Consider the following 20,188-nt stretch of genomic DNA (forward strand, 5'->3'; position numbering starts at 1 on the left):
CCTCTTGGCCCTCGTGCTGGTCATCCGCCGCCTCGCGCAAATGGTTGTGTTCGCGGCGGCGTGAGGGGGCTGGCGCAAGCTTTGCAGAACTTGGTTCCTCGCCCCCACGAATGTGGGGGAGAGGTGGCTCGGGCGAAGCCCGAGACGGAGCGGGGGAATGGCTCGACCTCAACGAAATTCAGAGGGAACCCGCCAGCGTCGCGCGGCCCCTCTCCGACCGCTTCGCGGCCACCTCTCCCCGCTTTGCGGGGGGCGAGGAACCCAAGTCTTGGGCGTCGCGCTGCCCCCACCCCGATCCGCTTTGCGGATCGACCTACCGGGGCGAGCCACGGGTCTCGCCCGTCCTCCGGCCCCCCACAAGGGGGAGGGCAAAGATCACCCCGCGATCGCCATCGGCGCCGGGCTCTTGTTGGGGATCTGGATATCGATCTCCAGCGTCGACATGGTCTCGCCGCGTTCCATCGAGACCTGCAGGTAATCCTGGTCGATCTGCACATGCTTGGCGATGACGGCCATGATCTCCTCGCGCAGGATGGAGACGAGGTCGGGCTGGCTGCGGTTGCGGCGCTCATAGGCGAGCAGCACTTGCAGCCGCTCGCGCGCCACCGGCGCGCTGGAGCGCCGCTTGAAGATGTCGAGCAGGTTCATGCCGCCCTCCTTCCCAAAAGACGATCGAGGAAGCCCTTGCGCTCGAAGGGCACGATGACAGGCAATTCCTCGCCCTCAAGCCTCCTTGCGGCTTCGATGTAAGCCTTGGCCGCCGAATTGAGCGGCTCCGACAGCGTCACCGGCGAACCGAGATTGGACGCGCGCAGCACGTCCTGGCTTTCCGGGATGATGCCGAGCAGCGGCACCGACAGGATTTCCAGCACATCGTCGATGGACAGCATTTCACCCCGCGCGGCCCGCCCCGCGTCATAGCGGGTGACCAGCACGTGCTTGGCGATCTGCTCGCCCTGTTCGGCGCGCATGGTGCGGGCGTCGAGCAGGCCGATGATGCGGTCGGAATCGCGCACCGACGACACTTCCGGATTGGTGACGATGACCGCCTCGTCGGCAAAGCGCATGGCGAGCTGCGCGCCGCGCTCGATGCCGGCCGGGCTGTCGCAGAAGACATAGTCGAACACCGAGCGCAGCTTGTCGATGACTTCGCCGACGCCCTCCTCGGTCAGCGCATCCTTGTCGCGCGTCTGCGAGGCCGGCAGCAGGAACAGCGTGTCGACCCGCTTGTCGCGGATCAGCGCCTGCGACAGCTTTGCCGTGCCCTGGATGACGTTGACGAGGTCGAACACCACGCGGCGTTCCGCGCCCATGATCAGGTCGAGATTCCTGAGGCCGACGTCGAAATCGACCAGCGCCACCTTCTTGCCGGTCTTGGCCACGGCGGCACCGAGCGCCGCCGTCGAGGTGGTCTTGCCGACGCCCCCCTTGCCCGAAGTGACCACCACTACCTTGCCCATCGAAAAAGCCTCCGTTGTTATCCGTTGTTATTCCGGGCCGGCTTGCCGGCCTTAAGTCAGCCGCATCAGCTCAGTGTCTCGACGCGCAGGCCCTCGCCGTCGAGGAAGGCCTGCACCGGTTTGCCGCGCGACACCCCTTCCATCTCCTCGGCGGTGATGTACCAGCCGTCGACCGACAGAAGCTCGGCCTCGTTGCGGCGGCAGAAGATGCGCGCACTGGTGTTGCCCAGCGCGCCCGCCGAAGCGCGCCCGCGCAGCGTGCCGTAGACATGGATCGAGCCGGCGGCGACGATCTCCGAACCGGAAGCGACCGAGCCCAGCACGATGACATCGCCATGCGGATGCATGATCGCCTGGCCGGAGCGGATCGGCGCCTTGATCATCAGCGTGCCCGAATCGTAATGCGAAACCTGCGGCTCGCTTTCGTCAGTCTTGCTTGCGCCAGCCTTGCCCCTAACAACGCTGGCAGCATCCGTCCGCGCCTCCATGCGGTGGTCCGGCGCCCTGCCCTCGGCCTGGCCTTCCCTGCCGGAAACCTCTTGCCCGCCCTTGCGGCCCGGCAGCAGCCCATCCGTCGTCGCCTCCTTGGCGCCGACCAGCAAGGGCGGCAGTTCAGGCCCGAGCGAAGCCCCTTCCAGCTCGATGGCATAGATGCGGATGCCGCGCGTGCCCAACTCAGTGACCAGCGCCGCGATCTCGCTCGGCCGCGCTTCAGCACATTCAAATCCAGCAGCACCGGCCGCCCGGCAAAATAGCCCGGCGAGTTGCCGATCCAGTGATCCAGCCCCTGCAGCCACTCCACCATGGGCGCTTCCGGGGTCAATGTGAAAGCGACGAAAGAGCGGGCACGAAAGCGAATGGATTTGGCCTCGAGGGGAGCGGCAAAGGTCACGGCTGGCGAATCCTTACTGAGAGGTAAACGCTAGCGAGGGAATGGTTAACGAATGGTTAATTCCTGGAAGCTCGGGAGGGTTATGGCGAGATGCCAGCGAACTATGATTTGCCTAGACGAGGGGAGGACGCGCTTAACGAAATCTGAGACAGCAAATCTAATACACCCTTCCGAGCATCCCCACCAACGGCAGGCGCTACCGCCAAGAGCAAGTTTGCGGCATCGCCTAGCTTTGGAGCTGGCTTCTTCATTTTCGCAATCGCCAAATCTATTGCTGGAACATGACTTGCGGGACTCGACATCATGAAACGCTGATGGTCGAGAACAAAGCGCCAGCCTGCAGCGATTTTAGTTGCCGCAGCAGATGCCAACGCCCCTCTCCCCAGCGAGGAGTTGATACAGATGGTAACCATCGCGTCCCGGTAGAATCTGAGGGAAGGATCCCCGATGACTGAGCCATCGGGGATCGCCGCAGCAGCAGCATAAAGCAACGGCATCGGGCTTGCGGGACCAACTTCAAGGTCACCGGACAACGTTTTGAATATCGAAGCCAAATCGGGGTCGTCGCCGAATATCATCTCTAGGCCGTGACGCAGCCCATCCAAGAAACTATGGTCTAAAGGCTTATCGGCAACGATCGTGTGATAAAGAACCGCATCGATAGGCAGGCGTTCTATCTTCTTTCGTAGTGACTGGTCACCAACCATGGCCTTTGGATCTGGCAAACTAAGTCCTGATAGCGGAACCCGCGACAATGGATCTTGGTCCTTTGACGCATCGCGAAATAGCGTTGTTACCCATACCGCAGCAGCACCCGCCCTTAGCGCCTCGACGATATTCTGCGATCGCAAGGCTTGCTCGTAGCGTTTTTCATACAGAAGCGCTTCCGTTAGTCCCCAAAGTGAGTCAGCCTGCTTTTCCATCGATCGAGCATCAACACCGAGGTTCGCTTCTATGCCAGATTCAACCACCGCCAGAATGCGCCAGTTATCTGCCAGAGACTTGAGAGGTATACCTCGCAATTTGGCTGTGTCTGATTCCAACGAGGAAGCTTGGCCAAAGCTAAAGGGTGGAGGCTCATCATCGCGTTCATTATCGAACTCAGAAAAGAAGAGCCCAACTATAGCCCGCACAAATTGATGCGCTCGCTCGGCTTGGCGAGAACTATCGGGCAAAAAAGCCTCAACAGCGTCAAGAGCGTCGGCGGCAACAAGGACTGCATCAGTTCGCCGCCCAGCACGCCAGAGAACAAGTGACTTTTCAACAATCAGGCCGACGGCCAAGGGCTTTCGATCTGGTACGCCTGTCAGCGACGTTATTGCCTTGTCCAGCAGCCGCTCAGCATCATCATAGTTTCCTGACTTGGCCGCGGAAAGGGCTCCATCGCGCAGAGCAAGCGATCGATCGAAGGGTGATTCCTTCCCAACCTCGTCCTCGATCTGGAGCAGTAGGTCAATCGCTTCGGAATCACGCCCTGCATGGCCCAAAACTTTGGATTTTTGGCGCACAAGCGAAGGAACTGAACCGTAAGCAGATATAGCCTTGTCGATGACCGCGATGGCCCGATCAAAGTTCCCTACGCCTTCGTCCAAGATTATCGAGCGAGCGCAAGCAATCTCGATAGAGATGTCTGGCCTACTCCATCCTTTGGCAACTACTTCGATCTGGTCATAGACCTTGAGCGCCACGCCCATATCGCGGTCCTCAAGCTGATCTCTCGACCAACCGCTATGAACGAACACCGCGTGCCCTTCGAAGATGGCACTCATAGCATCGATGAAGCCATTGCGATCATCAGGAGGGATATCATCGAGCGCTTTAAATACTGCCAACTCGTCGCTTGAATTGGTGATGTGGCGAGTAATATTGGAAAAAAGGAGGTCAGCAACATCCATGCCAGGTTTGAATTGAACTGGAAGCAATGTCTCGGGGTCAGGGATCGCGTCGCCTGCAATCTCGCGAACTTTTGGCTCAGCTGCGCGGAGCGCCAATGCATACGAAATCCGATCTGACGGTGTGATCTCGGCAAATTCGGCCACAAGGAATTTACTTGTTGCAATATGCACAAACAACGCGTGTAGGTCGGAGTGATCAACTGTATTGACCTCCTCAATTACTCGCCGTGCGATTCTTCCTGCAAGAGGCCCTTGTTCGAGCGCGTCCGCTACCTGGAATTGCAAGAGGCGCAACTGTGCCGCAACAGCTGGATTGGAAGGGAAAAGCGGCCTGTCAGTAACTAAGGCTGTCATTGGAGACAGAAGCGCAGCAGCGCCGCGAAGGGTCTCCTTCGACATGGCTTGCATGACATTGCAGAGCAACATCAGCACGCCCGAGTGTTCGCCCCAAAAAGCATTCCAGAAGCACAGCGGCAGTGTCCGCTCGTCAATTACATGTTTGCTTAGCCAATACTCGGCTGCAAGACAGCGCCATTCACGCGCTTCATCCAGAGGCACGTCTAACGCTATGTCTGTGAGCAATGGTGAAACCCGAAGATCGCCGCCGAGCTATGGCTGAAACTGGGTGATGACGGTTTGAGAAGGGCGGCGTATCGAGGCGGGTGATGAAGCCTGCCAGAACCTCTCAAGGAGAGCGATACGCCATGAACGAGACTATCAACATTGTTCGCCTTCGTCAGCCCGACGAAATCGATGATCCCCTGACGGATGTGCTTCGCACCGGCGCGCGCAAATTGCTGGCGCAGGCGATCGAGATGGAGGCCGAAGCGTTTCTTGCCGAGATGCGGGATCTCAAGCTTCCGGACGGACGTGACCGGCTGGTCCGGCACGGTCACGGGCCGGAGCGGAGCATCCAGACGGGGATCGGGGCGGTGCCCGTCAGCCGGGTGAAGGTCCGGGATCGCGGCGCGAACGGTGAAGCGGAGCGCATCCGTTTTTCCTCATCGATCCTGCCGAAATGGGCGCGTCGGACACGAAGTCTGGATGCGCTTCTTCCCGTTCTCTATCTGCGCGGCATTTCGACGGGCGACTTTCAGGAAGCTCTGGCAGCTCTGTTGGGCAAGGAGGCGCCGAACCTCTCACCCTCGGTGATCACGCGACTGACGGCGGAGTGGGGCATCGAATACGATCGTTGGCAAAAGCGCGATCTTTCGGCGCGCCGCTATGTGTATGTGTGGGCGGACGGGGTCTACCTGCAGGCCCGGATGGAAGATCATGCCGAATGCATGCTGGTCCTGATCGGCGCCACGCCCGAGGGCAAGAAAGAGCTGCTCGGCTTCCAGACCGGCATTCGTGAGAGCGCACAGAGCTGGCGCGAGCTGCTGGTCGACGTCAAGCGTCGTGGCCTGCAGATCGCGCCCGATCTTGCCGTCGGCGACGGCGCGCTTGGCTTCTGGAAAGCGCTCGATGAGCTCCTTCCCGGCACCAAGCACCAGCGATGCTGGGTGCACAAGACAGCCAACGTGCTCAACAAGGTGCCGAAATCGGTGCAGGCCGCCATGAAGACGGACTTGCGCGAAATCTTTTCCGCCCCGAACCGAGCCTCAGCCGAGACGGCGATTGCCGTCTTTGTCGAGAAATATGATGCGAAATACGGCAAGGCGGTCGACTGCCTGACCAAAGATCAGAATGCCTTGCTGGCGTTCTACGATTTCCCCGCCGAACATTGGGATCATCTGCGAACGTCCAATCCCATCGAGAGCGTCTTTGCGACCGTTCGCCATCGCACGGTGCGTACCAAGGGCTCACTCTCCTCGAAAACCGCCAGGCTGATGGTCTTCAAGCTGGTCATGGCCGCGCCAGGACGTGGCGACGACTGAAAGGACAAAATCAGTTGCCTAAACTCATCGCAGGTGCAACGTTCCAGGATGGAATCGAGGTCATTGAACTGAAGCCGCAGAGCGCCGCTTGATCAGCCTCGTCACCCAAATTGCAGCATAGCTCATCGCCGCCGGGCATCGCCTCAAGCCACGTTCCCCGCAGTACCGCCAATGCATCTCCTCCGTTTAGCAGAGAGGGGCCAGCAAGGGCGAGCTGTCGAATGAGGCCATCCTCGACCCGATCGAAAACACATGCAATGCGCCGAAGAAGACTTCCGGCATCCAGTGAGCGTGCTTGATCAAGCTCAGAAAGGTCCTCCAGCAGAGCGCGGCGCGCCTCGTCCCTAGATAGTTTAATGGCGTCACTTGGCTCGCCTATAATATCTTCAACAAGCGCCGTGTCCGGCCAGCCGCGAGCTCGCAAGCTGGACACCTTTGCAGCCGCCAATAGAGGGTGCCCGCCACGAGTCGACAAGCGAATGAAAATGCTCCAAGGAGCAATCATATCTTTAGCCGGGGAAGGCGCTGCGCTGACAAGCTCGACGACATCGGCCTCGCTGAAATACGGGGCCTGAATAGACGCAGTGGTGGATGTTCCGCATTCAAGAAGCAAAGCCGGCGATGGCACACGATGCGACGTTACAACTAAGCGCGCGCCACGAGAACCGAGCAGCCGTGCGAGGGCAGTAAGCCGAGAACGTAGAGCTCTTGAAGCATCGTCATCGAAGTCGTCGACGATAATCCCGTCGGCTGGAGCTGTGAGAGCAATCATGCGTGTCAGTTCACGCCAAGCTGCTGTTGAACCCGCTGCATCCTTCTGAACTGGTCTCAAATCCAGTTCTAGCCAGCGGCCACCTATTCGCTGGCCAACTAGCCGCGCCAACGTCGACTTCCCCACTCCATTGGCACCGTGTATCCAGATGAGAGGCTGCCCACTGGTCGCGCGCAGCAGGTTGTCGATTATTCCGGCGCGCTGAGCAGTGAACGGCCAAACTCCACCCAGTTCCGAAACCAGCACGCTTTGACCGATACCTTCGCTTGCTTGCAGCGATGGAGCCATTTGCTGTCCAAGCAGGATCGCGGCAGCAGCCTCTTCCATCGCTTTGACCAAATCGAACTGCGTAAGTCGCCGATCTTGCGCGCGAGGCTTAGCCGCGGTTTCAAACGCCAAATCCATCAAAGATTTCAGAGCTTGAGATGCGGCAATAATCGGCAAGTTGCGCGCATAAAAAAGCTCGCCTATCTGATCGCGTAGTTGCGTAGTCAGTTGTTCGGCCGAAATTGATTCAAGTTCCCATTGGACGCGGTGTAAGAGCCGTGAGCGCAATTCGGCATCGCTCGGGCCAGCGGCAACCCATTCTCCCAGTGGCGTGCCCGCCAAAATAGCGGAAAGTGCGGCACGAAGTGGCTGCGTATCAGAGTCCATCGCAGCAGCACGCCAATATGCAAGCCCTGACAGGTTGCCAGGGAAATCAAAGCCTCGTTCGATGGCTGCGCCGCCTCTCGCCAGGAATACTAAGCGACGATTGATTGTTCCTTCACGGCTTAAGTCCCAATAGCGTCCTAGGACTGCGGCGACCTCCGGTGACTGCAAACTAAATGGTCGAGGACCCTTGGTTGCCTGCGAGTTCTTCACCTGAACGTCTGTCGCCGCATACCCCGCGACGATCGTGAAATCCTCGGAAATCTCAAGGAGCAGTTCTTCATCTCCGCGCAGGCCAAGCAGCGCAGACACCGACTGCAGCAATTGATAACGAAACCCGGCGATTACATGCGCCGCACTGGGTGATCTCGTCGCGGCCTTGGCTGCTCGCTTGTTTTTCATGAATAGCGGCGCCGGTATTTAGCTCTCATATAAGTAGACGCGGAAGTCTTCTGTTTTTTTTCGTTTAGTCAAGCACCTTGCCGACGATCACGAGATATACACGCGGAGTATGCCGGCGTGGGCCCGCACCTATCGCTGCGTCGCCCAAACGACGCCGATCGGCTGTCTCGCCCCGTGGAGTTCGAGAACACAGCCATGCTAGCCTCCATCGAGCCGCCTGAAGCTCGAGGGGCAAGTCATGTTGGATCAATGGAGCAATTTCTTCGTCATGGTGGGCGGCGGCGCGGCGGGGCTTGCCGGGTTGATCTTCGTCGCGATCTCGATCAATCCCGAACGCATTGTCCGCAACACGACGCACAAGAACCGGGCAATCAACATGCTGTCGGGCTTCAGCGCGATTTTCATGGCATGCAGCCTTGCGCTTCTGGGAGGTCAGTATCTTCCGGCACTTGGCTTCGAATGGCTTTTCCTCTGGGGCATAGCAACATTCATATTCGTCAGAGGGTATGTTGTCGCCATCATGGCGGGGATGAGTTCCATCGGGCTGACCGGGCCCCGGCTGGCGGGCGGCACGCTGTGTTACCTGGCCGAGGTTGCAGGCGCGATTTTCCTTATTCTCGGGCGCGGCGTGGGCCTTTACATCGCGGCCCTTGGAACCATCGTCCTGTTCGCCTTCCTGATTTCAGGCGCATGGCTCCTCATCACCGGCATCTACGAAGAGCCGGCCGAGGGATGAGTTGCACGCCGGGCGCTTCTGCCCATCGACGCGCATAGGCCGGTGTCTAGGCCAAGTGGCGCTATCCCGGGACGCCGGTCGAGGCCTCATCAATGCCGACGACCGGACTTTCATCGCCTAACCCGCGCGGCCGATGCTGGATTCGTTCACGCGGCGCGATGATCGCGGGTCGGGAAGGCCGCTGACGTCTCACATTTCGGATGGTCCAGCCTCCCGGAACGGACAATCAGCTCACTGAGATACGTTGGGCACCCGCCAGCGCGGCGTTCCCACAATTTGCCCGCCTTTTGCGGCTTTGAAATAGGTCGCCGCGAGATCCTCGTCACACATCCATGACAGGTATATCTGGATCGAACCGCCCTCCTCGGTGACGGGGTAGCGATCGCTGCATGCCCCGATGCGCTTTTGATACAGGCGCTTTTGCTTGGCGGTCAGTCGATCGAGAAATCCAGTCTCGCATTTGTCGATCACGTCTTCCGACATGAATTCGTCGCCGCTCGATCCCCAGGCGCAGGCCTGGTGCAGCTTGTGAGCGGCCAGGCAATCGGGCGCGGCCTTGATGTCCGCCTCCAATTGAATGCCTTTCGGGCACTGCGCGTCCTCCGCGCCGCGGGAGCGACCAATAGAAGCCCCATCAGGATTGCGCAGCTGGTCCGCATATCGAATTCCCCCGGCGGCCTCTCCAGATCGGTTTTGCGTCCGTCGCATCTTAGCCGAATGGGCGCAAACGGGAAACATTGTCGCTTCCGGCTGTGTCCTGCGACCCGGAATGTCACAGGCCTCCGGCTGAGGCAGCGCTGCCGATGCCTTGCGCGGCCATCGCCTTGGCGGCGCCGTCGAAATGGGCGGCCGGTGCTATGCCCTCATTCGCGCGGGCTTCGAGTTAGGCGTCGCATGAAAGACCGAAGCTTTGCTTTGAATGTGCGCCTGCGCAACCTGTCAATCAATCTGAGGCGGTCAAGATATAGGTCCGGGTGGACGCAATCGAGCATTGTTGAAGGGCTGCCAAGTCCGAGTTTCTCGGCAGCCTGGTCATTGGCCATAATCAGGATGTTCTGCCTGTACCAGAAGGGCAAACTGCTGTCTGACCATATCTTCGGGCGAATTAGATCGAACGCCTCGTAACCCTGTTGCTTGAACAGGGCTGACCAATGGCTCTGCCAAGCCTCGTTGATGTGGTGAGTGCCTCCCTGGGAAGGGATGGCGGCCGAGAAAAGGACAACCGGTGCGCTGCGGCAAAGCCATTCGACAGCGCGCACGGAAGCTGGAGCCGAGATATGCTCCAGGACCTCCGTGCAAATTGCGAGGTCAAAGCGTCCAAGATCGGGAATCGAGTCCTCCAGGTCCCCCAGCACAAACTCCGCTTCCGAAATGAGTCTCTGTTCCGCGGGTACCCAAGGTCCGTCGATACCACGAACGCAGGCTACCCCCATCTGCTTTGCCGCCGATAGCCATGACCCGGTTGCTGTCCCGAGGTCGACAACAGACTCAGGCTTGAAATATTCAAAGACGTGCCCAAGTATTTCCTTCGCAATTCTGATTTCGCCCGAGCGTTCCCTAAAAAAAATCGCTGTCATAGGTGTTCTGGCTCATAATGCAGTCCTAAGAATTCATTCCAAACCTAGAGCGCTTCACCGTTTCATAGAAACGGCGAACCGCTCTAACTCCCTGTTTTGACGCAATTCCAGGCGGAAAACCGCTCACACTTTTCCTGGAATTGCTCTGGTCAAACCTGTTGGGCATGGAGCGCAAGCTCGTTTCGGGGCGATGCAACGTTCATTGCCAGCGGGAAGCGTAGCGGCACGACGTCGACCTTCTCGGTGGCGAAAAAGCTTCTGTTTCGAAAATGCCCGAAAATGCGAGTCGACTCTGCCCGGATCCTTTCGATGACGCGCTTGTTTCTGGCGGGCGGCGACCTGGATTGAATTAAGGTCTGAGGTCCGCCGTTTTCCGAAACGAAATGCGCTTGCGTGCAGAGCGCGGGCATCAACTGGTAGGTTGTATTACGCGCGGTCGTCATCTCGGTTGGATTGAAGAGTGCGAAATCGACCGCCGCTTTGAGACGATTCGTGCCCTTGAGCAGTTTTTGGGCGGCGTCTTTCGAAATCAGATAGCCGCACGAGCCCATGTGCCGTCCGGCCAGTCTCCTGACCGAGTATCCATTTTGAGCGGAAACATCCCGGCTCCCGATCCTCACCCGTACAAAGAATGTTTCGAGCTTGACCACATCCGCGTCTCTCGGGATCCAGCTGACATCGGACAGCATCGGTCCGGCGTCATGGCTGAAAACAACGTCGTCCTCGAAGATGGCGCCATACCGATCAGGGCCGTCCGCGATGCTCTGCCAGCAGAGACGGTGGCTAAGAAAGCAGCAGACTTCCGCCCCGGTCAGCGGGGGCGCAATAAAAGGAACCCCGCGTGCCGCATCGATACCGGCAACACGTTCAAAAGGAATTCCAATGCGGGAAAATTCTGCCGTGACGTCAGCGAGCCGATCAACTGATCGGTCAAGGTTGATCACAAAACACTTCACTGCCACCCCCCGAGGCCCTAAAGCAAAATTAGCGATATCTACTTTATGCCCGCCTAGGCAGGAAGTTCATTGTTAGTTCTTATCGCCCCTCACTGCTCTATAGGGATGCTCCAAGCAGCAGTCAACTTACCGTGAATGCCAAGCGATCGCAGCCGTTGGGCCAAGGCTTGCAAGCATATCGCCATCGCGACCGTCAGAACCCCCTCAATGCCGCTTGAAATACTGCACCTCCCGCTCATGCTTCTCGGCCGCTTCCCGCGTCTCAAACGTCCCCAAATTCCGCCTTTTCCCTGTCTTCTCGTCCTTCTTGCGCGAATAAAGCCGGTATTTTCCGTCCTTGAGTTTGCGGATCATCTCGCTCTCTCCAGTTGGGATCGATCAGGATTTTCGCCTGGCCTTGAGGCTGCGCGCTGCCTGCTCCACCGCCGCGCGGTCGCTGCCCAGGCGGTCGAGCAGCGCCTGCGCTTCGTCGCCCGAAATGCCGGTGCGCATGGCCAGCGCTTCGACCTCCAGCACGTCGGTGCTGGCGATCTCACGGGTTTGCGGCAGCGCGTCGTCGGCCGTCAGCGGCAGTGCGGCTTCCCGGTCGATCTCCATTTCGGCCTGGTGCCAGTGCCGCTCGTGGTCGCCATGGGCGCCGCCTTCGCGTTGCCAGATGGCGTAGGCACGGTCACGGATCTTGTCGTTGCGGTCGTCGGTCATGTCGGTTTCTCCCTTGTGTGAGGGATGAACGCCGGGCCGGCGGGATTGATCCAAAAATTTTGCGTGATCGAAATGGCCAGGGACCGCACGCGATTCAACCAGCCCGCGCCCCCTACTCGCACTGGCGCCTGGGCCCACCGGAGTATGGCTGGTAGCTGTTGTCTTCGGGACGGTAGGAGCGGTAGCGGCTGAAGCAGGACTGGACGTGGTCGTCCGAAAGGTCGGCCGACGCGACCAGGGGTGCTGCGCCGCCCTCGACATAGCTGACTGCGGTGGGCGCGGCCTGGTCGGCGGCAGTGGTGTCGAGATAGGGCGACACGCACGGGCGCTGCTGCCCGCTATAGGATGTGTAGCTGTTGTCGTCGGGATTGTAGGAGCGGTAGCGGTCCGCGCACCAGCTGACATGGGCGGGCGGCAGCCTGGCCTGTTGCTCGCCGGCGTCAAGCGCCACCGCGACTGAATTGGTCGGCTCGGGCGATGCCGCCTGCACCCTGGCTCCGGCGTCGGGTGCCGCGGGCTGCGCGGCGGCCACGCGCTCCAGCCCCGGCGCGGTCTTGTCCACGGGCTGTGCGTCCTTGGTCCACAGCTGCGAGACACTGTCGGCGGGCCTGGCCTGATGCGCGGGTTTGGCGACAATCAGCCAGGCGGCGAAAGCCAGCCCGCTGGCAAAGACCGCAAGGGTCAGGACAAAGCCTGCGACCAGTGCCAAAACCGCTTTCATCACACACTCCTTGAGCCCCTACTAATAGAATGCGGAGCACCCGGACTGGTTCCAGCGAGCGAGCGTTTGGCAAAGGTGCCTCAAACCGGCAACCGCACATCCACCGAGAACTCGTTCTCCACCGCCAGCAATGCCTTGACCATCTCCTTGTCGCGCTCACGCTTTTGCAGGGCGCGGGCCAGCAGCCAGTCCAGCGACAGCCGGCCGGCGCCGACGGCGGCCAGCACGAACATGCCGCCTGATATGGCCAGGTCCTTTTCGAAATGCAGCAGATCGTTCTGGCTGGCGAAGTTGGTGTGGAACAGCAAGGCGGTGGCCAGGCAGAACAGGCCGAGCCCGATGCCGCCCAGCCGCGTCAGCAGGCCTGATGCCACCGAGAGCCCTGCCCCCAGTTGCAGCGCGATGGTGGCGACAAACAGCGGCAGGCCGACGCCTTGGGCTGCCATTCGCCTTGGCGGCGCCGTCGAAATGGGTGGCCAGCGTCACGCCCTCATGCAGGAAGATGAAGGACATAAGCAGGCGGCCGGCAAGCAGGGTAACGTCCCTGATGTGGTATTTCGTGGCGAGGCCGGTGAGCTTCGCGGCGATGTCGTTCGGTGTCATGGGTCAGCCTCCAATTTTTGGGCACAGGCAAGCGTCGCCCGCCGTGGGACGCGAGAACGGCGCCTGCCGGATGTGATGTTCGAAAAGGCCGGAGCCGGCTCGAGGGAGAGCGCCGGCTCCGGCAATGGGCGCCAGCCACGAGCGCCCAAACTGGTAAGGGATGGGTCAGTGCCAGCCCCCCACTCCGTCTCGGCTTCGCCGAGCCACCTCTCCCCCACGTTCGTGGGGGGAGAGGAAATGGGTCACGGCCTACTGCGTCACCTTGGTGTCTATGGCTTTCTGCAGGTCTTCCAGTTCCTCGCAGCCGGCGGGGCAGAGTTTTTGTAGCGAGGCCAGCTGCGCCTTGGCCTTGTCCATGTCGCCGGTCTCGACATAGAGCTCGCCCAGATATTCGCGGGCAGCCTTGTGGTCGGGCTTCAGCTCCAGCGCCTTGTTGTAGTAGGTCAGCGCGGTGGTGAAGTCGCCGGTCTTGCGCAGCGTGAAGCCGAGCAGGTTGTAGACGTCGGCCTGCTGGTTGTCCTGCGCGAGATCGCGCAGGTCGGCCAGCGCGCCCTTATAATCCTTGGCGGCGATCTTGGCCTGGACGGCGGTAAGGTCGGGCGCATCGGCGCCCTCGATATCATCCACCGCATAGGCCGGCATGATTGTCGCGACGGGAACCACGGTCAGCACGGCAATGGTGCCGAGCAGGCCGAACAGGGCGTTTCTGCCCAAGAGAAGCTGTTTCATTGTCTTACTCGCTTGGTTTGGGTTGCCGCGTTCAAACTTGAACCGGCGTGAAGCCATAGGCACTGCCGTCCTTGACGAAAACGCCGGTGCCGGGGAACGGGAAGTGCGACCCGGAAATGCGGATGTTGTCCGCGATCACCCGGTCGATGATCTTGTGGCGCGTGGCAATCGCCGTCGGCCCATCCTGGTCGTAGGCGCCCTGCCACTCCGGATGCGGCGCGAGAAGTGCGGGCACGTACATGGTATCGGCCGAGATCATCAGCTGCTCCTTGCCGGAATTGGCGAGGTACACCGAATGGCCCGGCGTGTGGCCGGGTGCGGCGATGATCTGGATGCCGGGCGCCACTTCGGCGCCGTCCTCGACCAGCTTCCAGTTCTTCCATTTCGGAAAATTCTCGGCGATGCGCTTGCCCGCCGGCTTGCGCCCATCGGGCAGCTTGGCCAGGCGGCTGGGGTCGGTCCACCAATTGTATTCGGTGGCGTTGACGATCAACTCGGCATTGGGGAACACCGGCGTGTTGGTGCCCTTCTCCATCAGGCCCCAGACATGGTCGGGATGGAAATGCGAGATCATGATGGTGTCGATCGCCTTGTAGTCGATGCCGGCGGCGGCCATGTTGGCCGGCAGGTGCGTGGCGTTGGCCTGCCACTGGCCGACGCCCGAGCCGGCATCCATCATGATCAGCTTGCCGCCCATCTTGAGCACGACGACGGTGAGCGGAATGGGCATGAAGTCGGTGGTCAGCCCGGCCTTGGCGAGTGCCGCCTTGGTCTCGTCGACCGAGACATCCTTGATGAAGGCCGGGTCGTGCGGCTTCTTCCAGATGCCGTCATAGATGGCGGTCACCTCGATATCGCCGACGGTATATTTGTAGAAACCGACGGTCGGTTCCACCGGGGTTTCGGCAAAAGCGGGGCGGGTGAATTCAAGCTTGCCGGCAAGGCCGAAAGCGGCAGCGGCGGCGGCGGATTGAAGCACTGTGCGGCGTGTCATGCTGAACATTGTGTGGTCTCCTGTGGGTTGCGGTGGCGTCAAGAAATCGCGGAAGGAGCGACGGAGGGCCACGCCACATGGCCCCCCGTCCTGATTGCGGACCGGGTCGGGACCTCGAGGCTGTCCCGACCCCCGAACTCAGTTGCCCCAGATGCCCTGGCCTGGTTCGTCCGCATCAGTTTTGGTCGTTGCCTGCATGCCGTGCCGGACCATGTCCGGCTTGCGGATCGCGGCGGTGTAGGTGTTGTCCACGGTGACGGTCGTCGGATTGACGGTGCGGTCGCCAAAATGGTCGCTGCCGGCAAAGACGCTGGTGGTGGCCACGAGGATGGCAACGGCGGTGAGAGCAATGTTTTTCATGTCGATGGTTCCTGTTGTTGAGAGATTGCTTGAAGGTGGGCTCAGCGGCCCCAGAGGCCTTCGTCGTTGTGCCGGTTGATGATGTCCTGCACCGATCCCTGGCTCGGCCCGGTCGTCACCTTGGTGTCGACGCCGTCAGGACGTGCCGTGTAGGGGATCGAGGCGGTGGCATTGGTGTCGACGGAAGCGACAGGCTGGTTGGCATTGTCGGCGCTGAAATGGTCGCTGCCGGCAAAGGCAGCACTCGAGGCAAGCACCATCGCGGCCACGCTGAGAGCGAGCTTGGTCATTTCTAGTAATCCTTGTTTCGTTTCCTCAGGTCGCGGGCCGGCAGATTGGCCCCGCTGAAGGGAAGACCCGGCAAGGCGGTGGTTTATTCCCGGGGGTGGTGAGATTTTTTTGAAGGGCGGGATTCAAGGGGTTTGGACCCGCTGAACTCGGGTCCTCGCCCCATGAAACAGGGATCCCAAAGGCCCGAAGGGGCCCGCGAGGAGGAGGCAGGAAGAGCGCTCAGACACAATTCAGAAACAATATTCAACAGTTCGGAAAAACTGGCGAAAAGATCGGATGGCATAATCATCCTGCGGGGGACTGCGGGGACTTCCTTTTCGGAAGCTTCGGTCCGCCACCAACAAGGGTCAAAATTGCAGCGGCGGCACAGCCGAAAATGCCCGCTCGAACGGCAGGAACAGCCGGGCGATGCCCGGCCAGGACGAGAAAGTTTGGAAATGGATCACGGTGTCGATATCGCCGCACTCGACAGGGACACGGCAAGACTGGACGCAGAGCCCGAAACCAGCGTCGCAAGCGTCGATGCGCTTATCAGGAGTGCTCAGCGGTCCCTGGCCGCGCACGGCCAGGTCCTGACCGGCGCCGACTTCGCCCGGGCAGGTCAGCCCGGCGAGCGGCTCGATGCCGTCTTCGAACAGCTCGCCGAAACATTCGCCACCCTGCCGGCGGTGATCTCCGAAGGACGTGTCTGGACCTATCAGGAGCTCGACAAGCGGGCCAACCAGTTCGCCCGCCTGCTGGTCAAGCGCGGCGTACGGCCGGGTCACCGGGTCGGGCTTATCCTCGACCGGTCGGCGGAAACCTATGTCGCCTTGCTCGCCGTGGTGAAGGCGGGCGCGGCTTTCGTGCCGCTGGCCACCGCCTTTCCGCAGGAGCGCATGGCGCTCATCATCGACGACGCCAGCGTCAGCCTGATCGTCACCATCGCCACCTATGCGTCGCGGGCCGACCAGTTGCCGGTTCCGCATGTGCTGATCGACAGCGCCGCCGCCGAGATCTCCAAACAGTCCGACGCACCGCTGAAGCCGCACAAGGCGCCGGCCCCCACTGCGGCCGAAGACATCTGCTACATCCTCTACACGTCGGGCACGACCGGCAGGCCGAAGGGTGTGGCCATCCGCCACCAGAGCTTCGTCAACTTCATCCGGGTCGCCGCCGCATCCTACGGCTACCGGCCGGGCGATCGCGTCTACCAGGGCATGACGATCGCCTTCGACTTTTCCTCCGAAGAAATCTGGGTGCCGTTCGTTGCCGGCGCGACCGTGGTGCCCGCACCCGGCCAGATGCCGCTCGTCGGCGAGGAACTCGCGGATTTCCTGCGGCTTCATGACATCACCTGCATGGCCTGCAGCCCGACGCTGCTGTCATCGATGACATCTGATGTGCCCAGCCTGCGCACGCTCTTGGTCGGCGGCGAGGCCTGCCCGCACAATCTGGTGGTGCGCTGGTCGAAGCCGGGGCGGCAGATCCTCAACACCTATGGCCCGACGGAGGCGACCGTCACGGCAACGATGGGTGCGCTGACGCCGGACAGGCCCGTCACCATCGGCGCGCCGCTGCCGACCTACTCCATCGTCATTCTCGACGCTTCGCTGCCGGAGCTTGCCGAGCCTGGCGAACTGGGCGAGATCGGCATCGCCGGCATCGGGCTCGCGGTCGGTTATCTCAACAGGCAGGACCTGACGGAACAGAAGTTCATCCCCGACTTCCTCGGCCTGCCGAACAACCCGTCGCAGCGCATCTACCGCACGGGCGACCTTGGCCGGATCAACGGCGATGGCGAGATCGAGTATGCCGGGCGCATCGACACCCAGGTGAAGATCCGCGGCTACCGCATCGAACTCGGCGAGATCGAGGCGGTGCTGCTCGAACAGCCCGAGATCGCGCAGGCCGCCGTCACCACCTGGGAGATCGAGCCTGGCCGCGTCGAGCTCGTCGCCTATTACGCAGCCAAGGCCGGAGCGCCGGCGCTCTCGCGCGCCGATCTCGCCCAGACGATGAAGCGGCGCCTGCCGGACTACATGGTGCCTTCCTATCTGGAGGAACTGCCGGCAATCCCGATGACGGTGTCGAACAAGGTCGATCTTCGCCAGTTGCCGAAGCCGACAAGCACCAGGCTTTCGGCCGACCGCGCCATGGTGGCGCCCGGCAATGACGACGAACGTTTCCTCGCCGACGCGCTGGCCGCCGTGCTGAAATTCGACGCGGTGTCGGTCGAGGACAATTTCTTCGACGATCTCGGCGCCAACTCGCTGCTGATGGCGCATTTCTGCGCCCGCGTGCGCACCCGCAAGGAATGGGCGACGACGTCCATGCGCGACATCTATCTCTATCCAACTGTCGCGCGCCTGGCCAAGCATCTGAGCGTGGCGGAAGAGATGACGACGGCCACCAATGAGCCTGTTCTCACCCGCCAGGCATCGAATCTTGCCTACTGGAGCTGCGGAGCGGGCCAGCTTTCGTTCTATCTGCTCTACAGCTATGCCGCGCTTTGGGTCCTCGACCACGGCCTCGACTGGGTCTATGACGCACTCGACGAGCCGCTGCAGCTGTATATCAGGTGCGTGGCACTGTCGGCCGGCGTGTTCTTCGGCATGTCCGGCTTTGCCGTTGCCGCGAAATGGCTGCTCATCGGCCGCTGGAAGGCCGAGGCCTTCCCCATCTGGGGATGGCGCTATTATCGCTTCTGGATCGTCAAGACCTTGATCCGCTCGGCACCCGTCGTGCTGTTCCGGGGCAGCCCGCTCTACAGCATCTATCTGCAGTTGCTGGGCACCAAGCTCGGGCACAACGCCGTCATCGAATCCAAATCCGTGCCCGTCTGCACGGATCTGATTTCGATCGGCGCCAACACGATCCTGCGCAAGGAATCGATGATCCTCGGCTATCGGGCCCAGGCCGGCTATATCCACACCGGGCCGCTGACCATCGGCCGCGATGCCTTCGTCGGCGTCGGCTCCACGCTCGACATCGACACCTCGATTGGCGACGGCGGCCAGCTCGGACATTCGTCCTCGCTGCAGCGCGGGCAAAGCATTCCCGATGGTGAGCACTGGCATGGATCGCCGGCCGTGCCGACCACGGCCGACTATTGCAAGGTGCGCACCGCGAACCCTTACGAGGTCCGGCGCTTCCTTTACGAGGCCGTTCAGCTGTTCCTGTTGTTCGCTGTCATCACCCCGCTGCCGTTCCTGTTCCACAGCTATTGGGAATATGTCGGCGACGACTATCAGGAGACGATCGGTCTTGTCGCCATCGGCACCACGGTCACGCTGTTCGGCTATATCGCCGTGGCTTTTTTCGCCGCCACCGTCCTGCCGCGCGCTTTCAGCCTTATCCTGAAGCCTGGCCGTACCTATACGCTCTATGGCTTCCGCTACTGGCTGCAGACGGTGTCCGAGTTCTCCAGCAATTCGCGTGTGCTGGGGCTGCTGTTCGGCGACAGCTCGGCCATCGTCCACTACATGCGCGCCATCGGCTGGAACCTCAACAAGGTGGTGCAGACCGGCTCCAACTTCGGCTCCAACCAGCAGCACGACAACCCGCTTCTGTGCGAGATCGGCACCGAGACCATGGTGTCGGACGGCCTGTACATGATCAATGTGCACAAGTCCGCCTCGGCGTTCCGGCTGGAGCCAACCCGCATTGGCGAGCGCAACTATCTCGGCAACAACATCTACTATCCGCCGGATGGCCGCACGGGCGACAACGTCCTGCTCGGCACCAAGGTGATGATCCCCATCGACGGCCCGCTGCGCGAGAATGTCGGCCTGCTTGGTTCGCCTGCCTTTGAAATCCCGCGCATGGTCAACCGCGACAAGGAACTCATCGCCGGCGTCGACGAGGCCGACCGGCGTCAGCGCATCCCGTTCAAGAACCGTCACAATCTGGTGACGATCCTCCTGTTCATGGCAACGCAATGGGTCATGCTGTTCGCCACGCTGGCGATCTGGGACCGGGCGCTGAACTACTACACCGAATGGAACGAGGTCGCCCTCTTCGTCGCCGTGCTCCTGACCTCGGCGATCACCATTCCGTTCTACATCTTTGTCGAGCGGGCAAGCCTTGGTTTCGGCCGGCTGAAGCCGCAGATGACGACGATCTACGACGTCGCCTTCTGGCGCCACGAACGCCACTGGAAGCTGGCGGATTCGCCGATCGTGCGCCTGTTCGCCGGCACGCCGTTCCGGCCGATGATCCTGCGCATGCTGGGCGTCAAGGTCGGCAAACGGGTCTATGATGGCGGCAGCAACCTGACCGAACGTTCGCTGGTCGAGATCGGCGACGACGTCACGCTCAACGAGGGCTGCGTTATCCAGGCCCATTCGCTGGAAGAAGGTGCGTTCAAGTCGGACTTCATCCGCATCGGCGACGGTTGTACGCTCGGACCTTCCGCCTTTGTCCATTACGGCGTCGTCATGGGCAAAGGATCGGTGGTCGATACGGACTCCTTCGTGATGAAGGGCGAAGAGCTGGAGCCCAACTCGATCTGGCGCGGCAACCCGGCCAAGCTGCATCGGTTCGTCGAGCCGATCGTAGAGGACGGCACCAGGGCGTCGTCCTGACG

Annotated in this window: 18 protein-coding genes and 1 pseudogene; 3 read left to right on the plus strand and 16 right to left on the minus strand. The window is 61.1% G+C overall.

Annotated features, from left to right (window positions below):
* Positions 1-375 precede the first annotated feature (375 nt).
* From minE to HB778_RS03400, 4 genes are all read right to left on the minus strand, one after another.
* Entirely contained in the window at positions 376-648 is a 273-nt protein-coding gene (minE, locus tag HB778_RS03385) for a cell division topological specificity factor MinE (protein ID WP_183461473.1), read from the minus strand.
* Positions 645-1,460: a septum site-determining protein MinD gene (minD, locus tag HB778_RS03390; RefSeq protein ID WP_183461475.1), complete on the minus strand. Its 816-nt coding sequence runs from the start codon at positions 1,458-1,460 to the stop codon at positions 645-647. The genes minE and minD overlap by 4 nt, the downstream gene beginning before the upstream one ends.
* 65 nt (positions 1,461-1,525) lie before the next feature.
* Positions 1,526-2,257, minus strand: coding sequence for a septum site-determining protein MinC (gene minC / locus HB778_RS03395; protein WP_432421232.1), 732 nt, complete (start codon positions 2,255-2,257; stop codon positions 1,526-1,528).
* Between the two features lie 196 nt (positions 2,258-2,453).
* A complete protein-coding gene (locus HB778_RS03400; RefSeq protein WP_183461477.1) occupies positions 2,454-4,805 on the minus strand; it encodes a tetratricopeptide repeat protein in 2,352 nt (783 codons plus the stop codon).
* A gap of 146 nt (positions 4,806-4,951) precedes the next feature.
* Here HB778_RS03400 and HB778_RS03405 point away from each other — a divergent pair.
* Positions 4,952-6,219, plus strand: a pseudogene (locus HB778_RS03405) (IS256 family transposase).
* Here HB778_RS03405 and HB778_RS03410 read toward each other — a convergent pair.
* Positions 6,138-7,952 carry a hypothetical protein gene (locus tag HB778_RS03410; protein ID WP_183461479.1) on the minus strand — a complete coding sequence of 605 codons (1,815 nt, stop codon included), beginning with the start codon at positions 7,950-7,952 and terminating at the stop codon, positions 6,138-6,140. The pseudogene HB778_RS03405 and the gene HB778_RS03410 overlap by 82 nt on opposite strands.
* A 241-nt stretch (positions 7,953-8,193) precedes the next feature.
* On the opposite strand from HB778_RS03410, the gene HB778_RS03415 reads away from it, so the two are divergent.
* Complete coding sequence (locus HB778_RS03415; protein WP_183461481.1) at positions 8,194-8,688, plus strand: hypothetical protein; 495 nt, start codon at positions 8,194-8,196, stop codon at positions 8,686-8,688.
* Between the two features lie 231 nt (positions 8,689-8,919).
* Here HB778_RS03415 and HB778_RS03420 read toward each other — a convergent pair whose 3' ends face one another.
* The 11 genes from HB778_RS03420 to HB778_RS03470 form a co-directional block, all read right to left on the minus strand.
* On the minus strand, positions 8,920-9,426 hold the full coding sequence (locus HB778_RS03420) for a hypothetical protein (RefSeq protein WP_183461483.1): 507 nt from the start codon (positions 9,424-9,426) through the stop codon (positions 8,920-8,922).
* Positions 9,427-9,551: 125 nt separating this feature from the next.
* A complete protein-coding gene (locus HB778_RS03425; protein WP_183461485.1) occupies positions 9,552-10,265 on the minus strand; it encodes a class I SAM-dependent methyltransferase in 714 nt (237 codons plus the stop codon).
* A 149-nt stretch (positions 10,266-10,414) separates the two neighbouring features.
* Positions 10,415-11,209 carry a glycosyltransferase family 25 protein gene (locus HB778_RS03430; protein ID WP_183461487.1) on the minus strand — a complete coding sequence of 265 codons (795 nt, stop codon included), beginning with the start codon at positions 11,207-11,209 and terminating at the stop codon, positions 10,415-10,417.
* A gap of 216 nt (positions 11,210-11,425) precedes the next feature.
* Entirely contained in the window at positions 11,426-11,575 is a 150-nt protein-coding gene (locus HB778_RS03435; protein WP_013894378.1) for a hypothetical protein, read from the minus strand.
* Positions 11,576-11,599: 24 nt separating this feature from the next.
* Positions 11,600-11,923, minus strand: a complete 324-nt coding sequence (locus HB778_RS03440; protein WP_183461489.1) for a DUF2934 domain-containing protein — start codon at positions 11,921-11,923, stop codon at positions 11,600-11,602.
* A 112-nt stretch (positions 11,924-12,035) separates the two neighbouring features.
* On the minus strand, positions 12,036-12,647 hold the full coding sequence (locus HB778_RS03445; protein WP_183461491.1) for a BA14K family protein: 612 nt from the start codon (positions 12,645-12,647) through the stop codon (positions 12,036-12,038).
* 77 nt (positions 12,648-12,724) lie between these two features.
* Positions 12,725-13,090 (minus strand): DoxX family protein, encoded by a 366-nt coding sequence (locus HB778_RS03450; protein ID WP_348524671.1) that lies wholly within the window; start codon positions 13,088-13,090, stop codon positions 12,725-12,727.
* A 406-nt stretch (positions 13,091-13,496) separates the two neighbouring features.
* Positions 13,497-13,976, minus strand: coding sequence for a tetratricopeptide repeat protein (locus HB778_RS03455; protein ID WP_183461493.1), 480 nt, complete (start codon positions 13,974-13,976; stop codon positions 13,497-13,499).
* A gap of 31 nt (positions 13,977-14,007) precedes the next feature.
* Entirely contained in the window at positions 14,008-14,979 is a 972-nt protein-coding gene (locus HB778_RS03460; RefSeq protein ID WP_183461495.1) for an MBL fold metallo-hydrolase, read from the minus strand.
* A gap of 129 nt (positions 14,980-15,108) precedes the next feature.
* Positions 15,109-15,330 carry a DUF680 domain-containing protein gene (locus HB778_RS03465; RefSeq protein ID WP_183461496.1) on the minus strand — a complete coding sequence of 74 codons (222 nt, stop codon included), beginning with the start codon at positions 15,328-15,330 and terminating at the stop codon, positions 15,109-15,111.
* Positions 15,331-15,371: 41 nt separating this feature from the next.
* A complete protein-coding gene (locus HB778_RS03470; RefSeq protein WP_183461498.1) occupies positions 15,372-15,620 on the minus strand; it encodes a DUF680 domain-containing protein in 249 nt (82 codons plus the stop codon).
* A gap of 438 nt (positions 15,621-16,058) precedes the next feature.
* Here HB778_RS03470 and HB778_RS03475 point away from each other — a divergent pair, with 438 nt between their 5' ends.
* On the plus strand, positions 16,059-20,186 hold the full coding sequence (locus HB778_RS03475) for a Pls/PosA family non-ribosomal peptide synthetase (RefSeq protein WP_183461500.1): 4,128 nt from the start codon (positions 16,059-16,061) through the stop codon (positions 20,184-20,186).
* Positions 20,187-20,188 lie beyond the last annotated feature (2 nt).

It is taken from the genome of Mesorhizobium huakuii (assembly GCF_014189455.1).
GTDB lineage: Bacteria > Pseudomonadota > Alphaproteobacteria > Rhizobiales > Rhizobiaceae > Mesorhizobium > Mesorhizobium huakuii_A.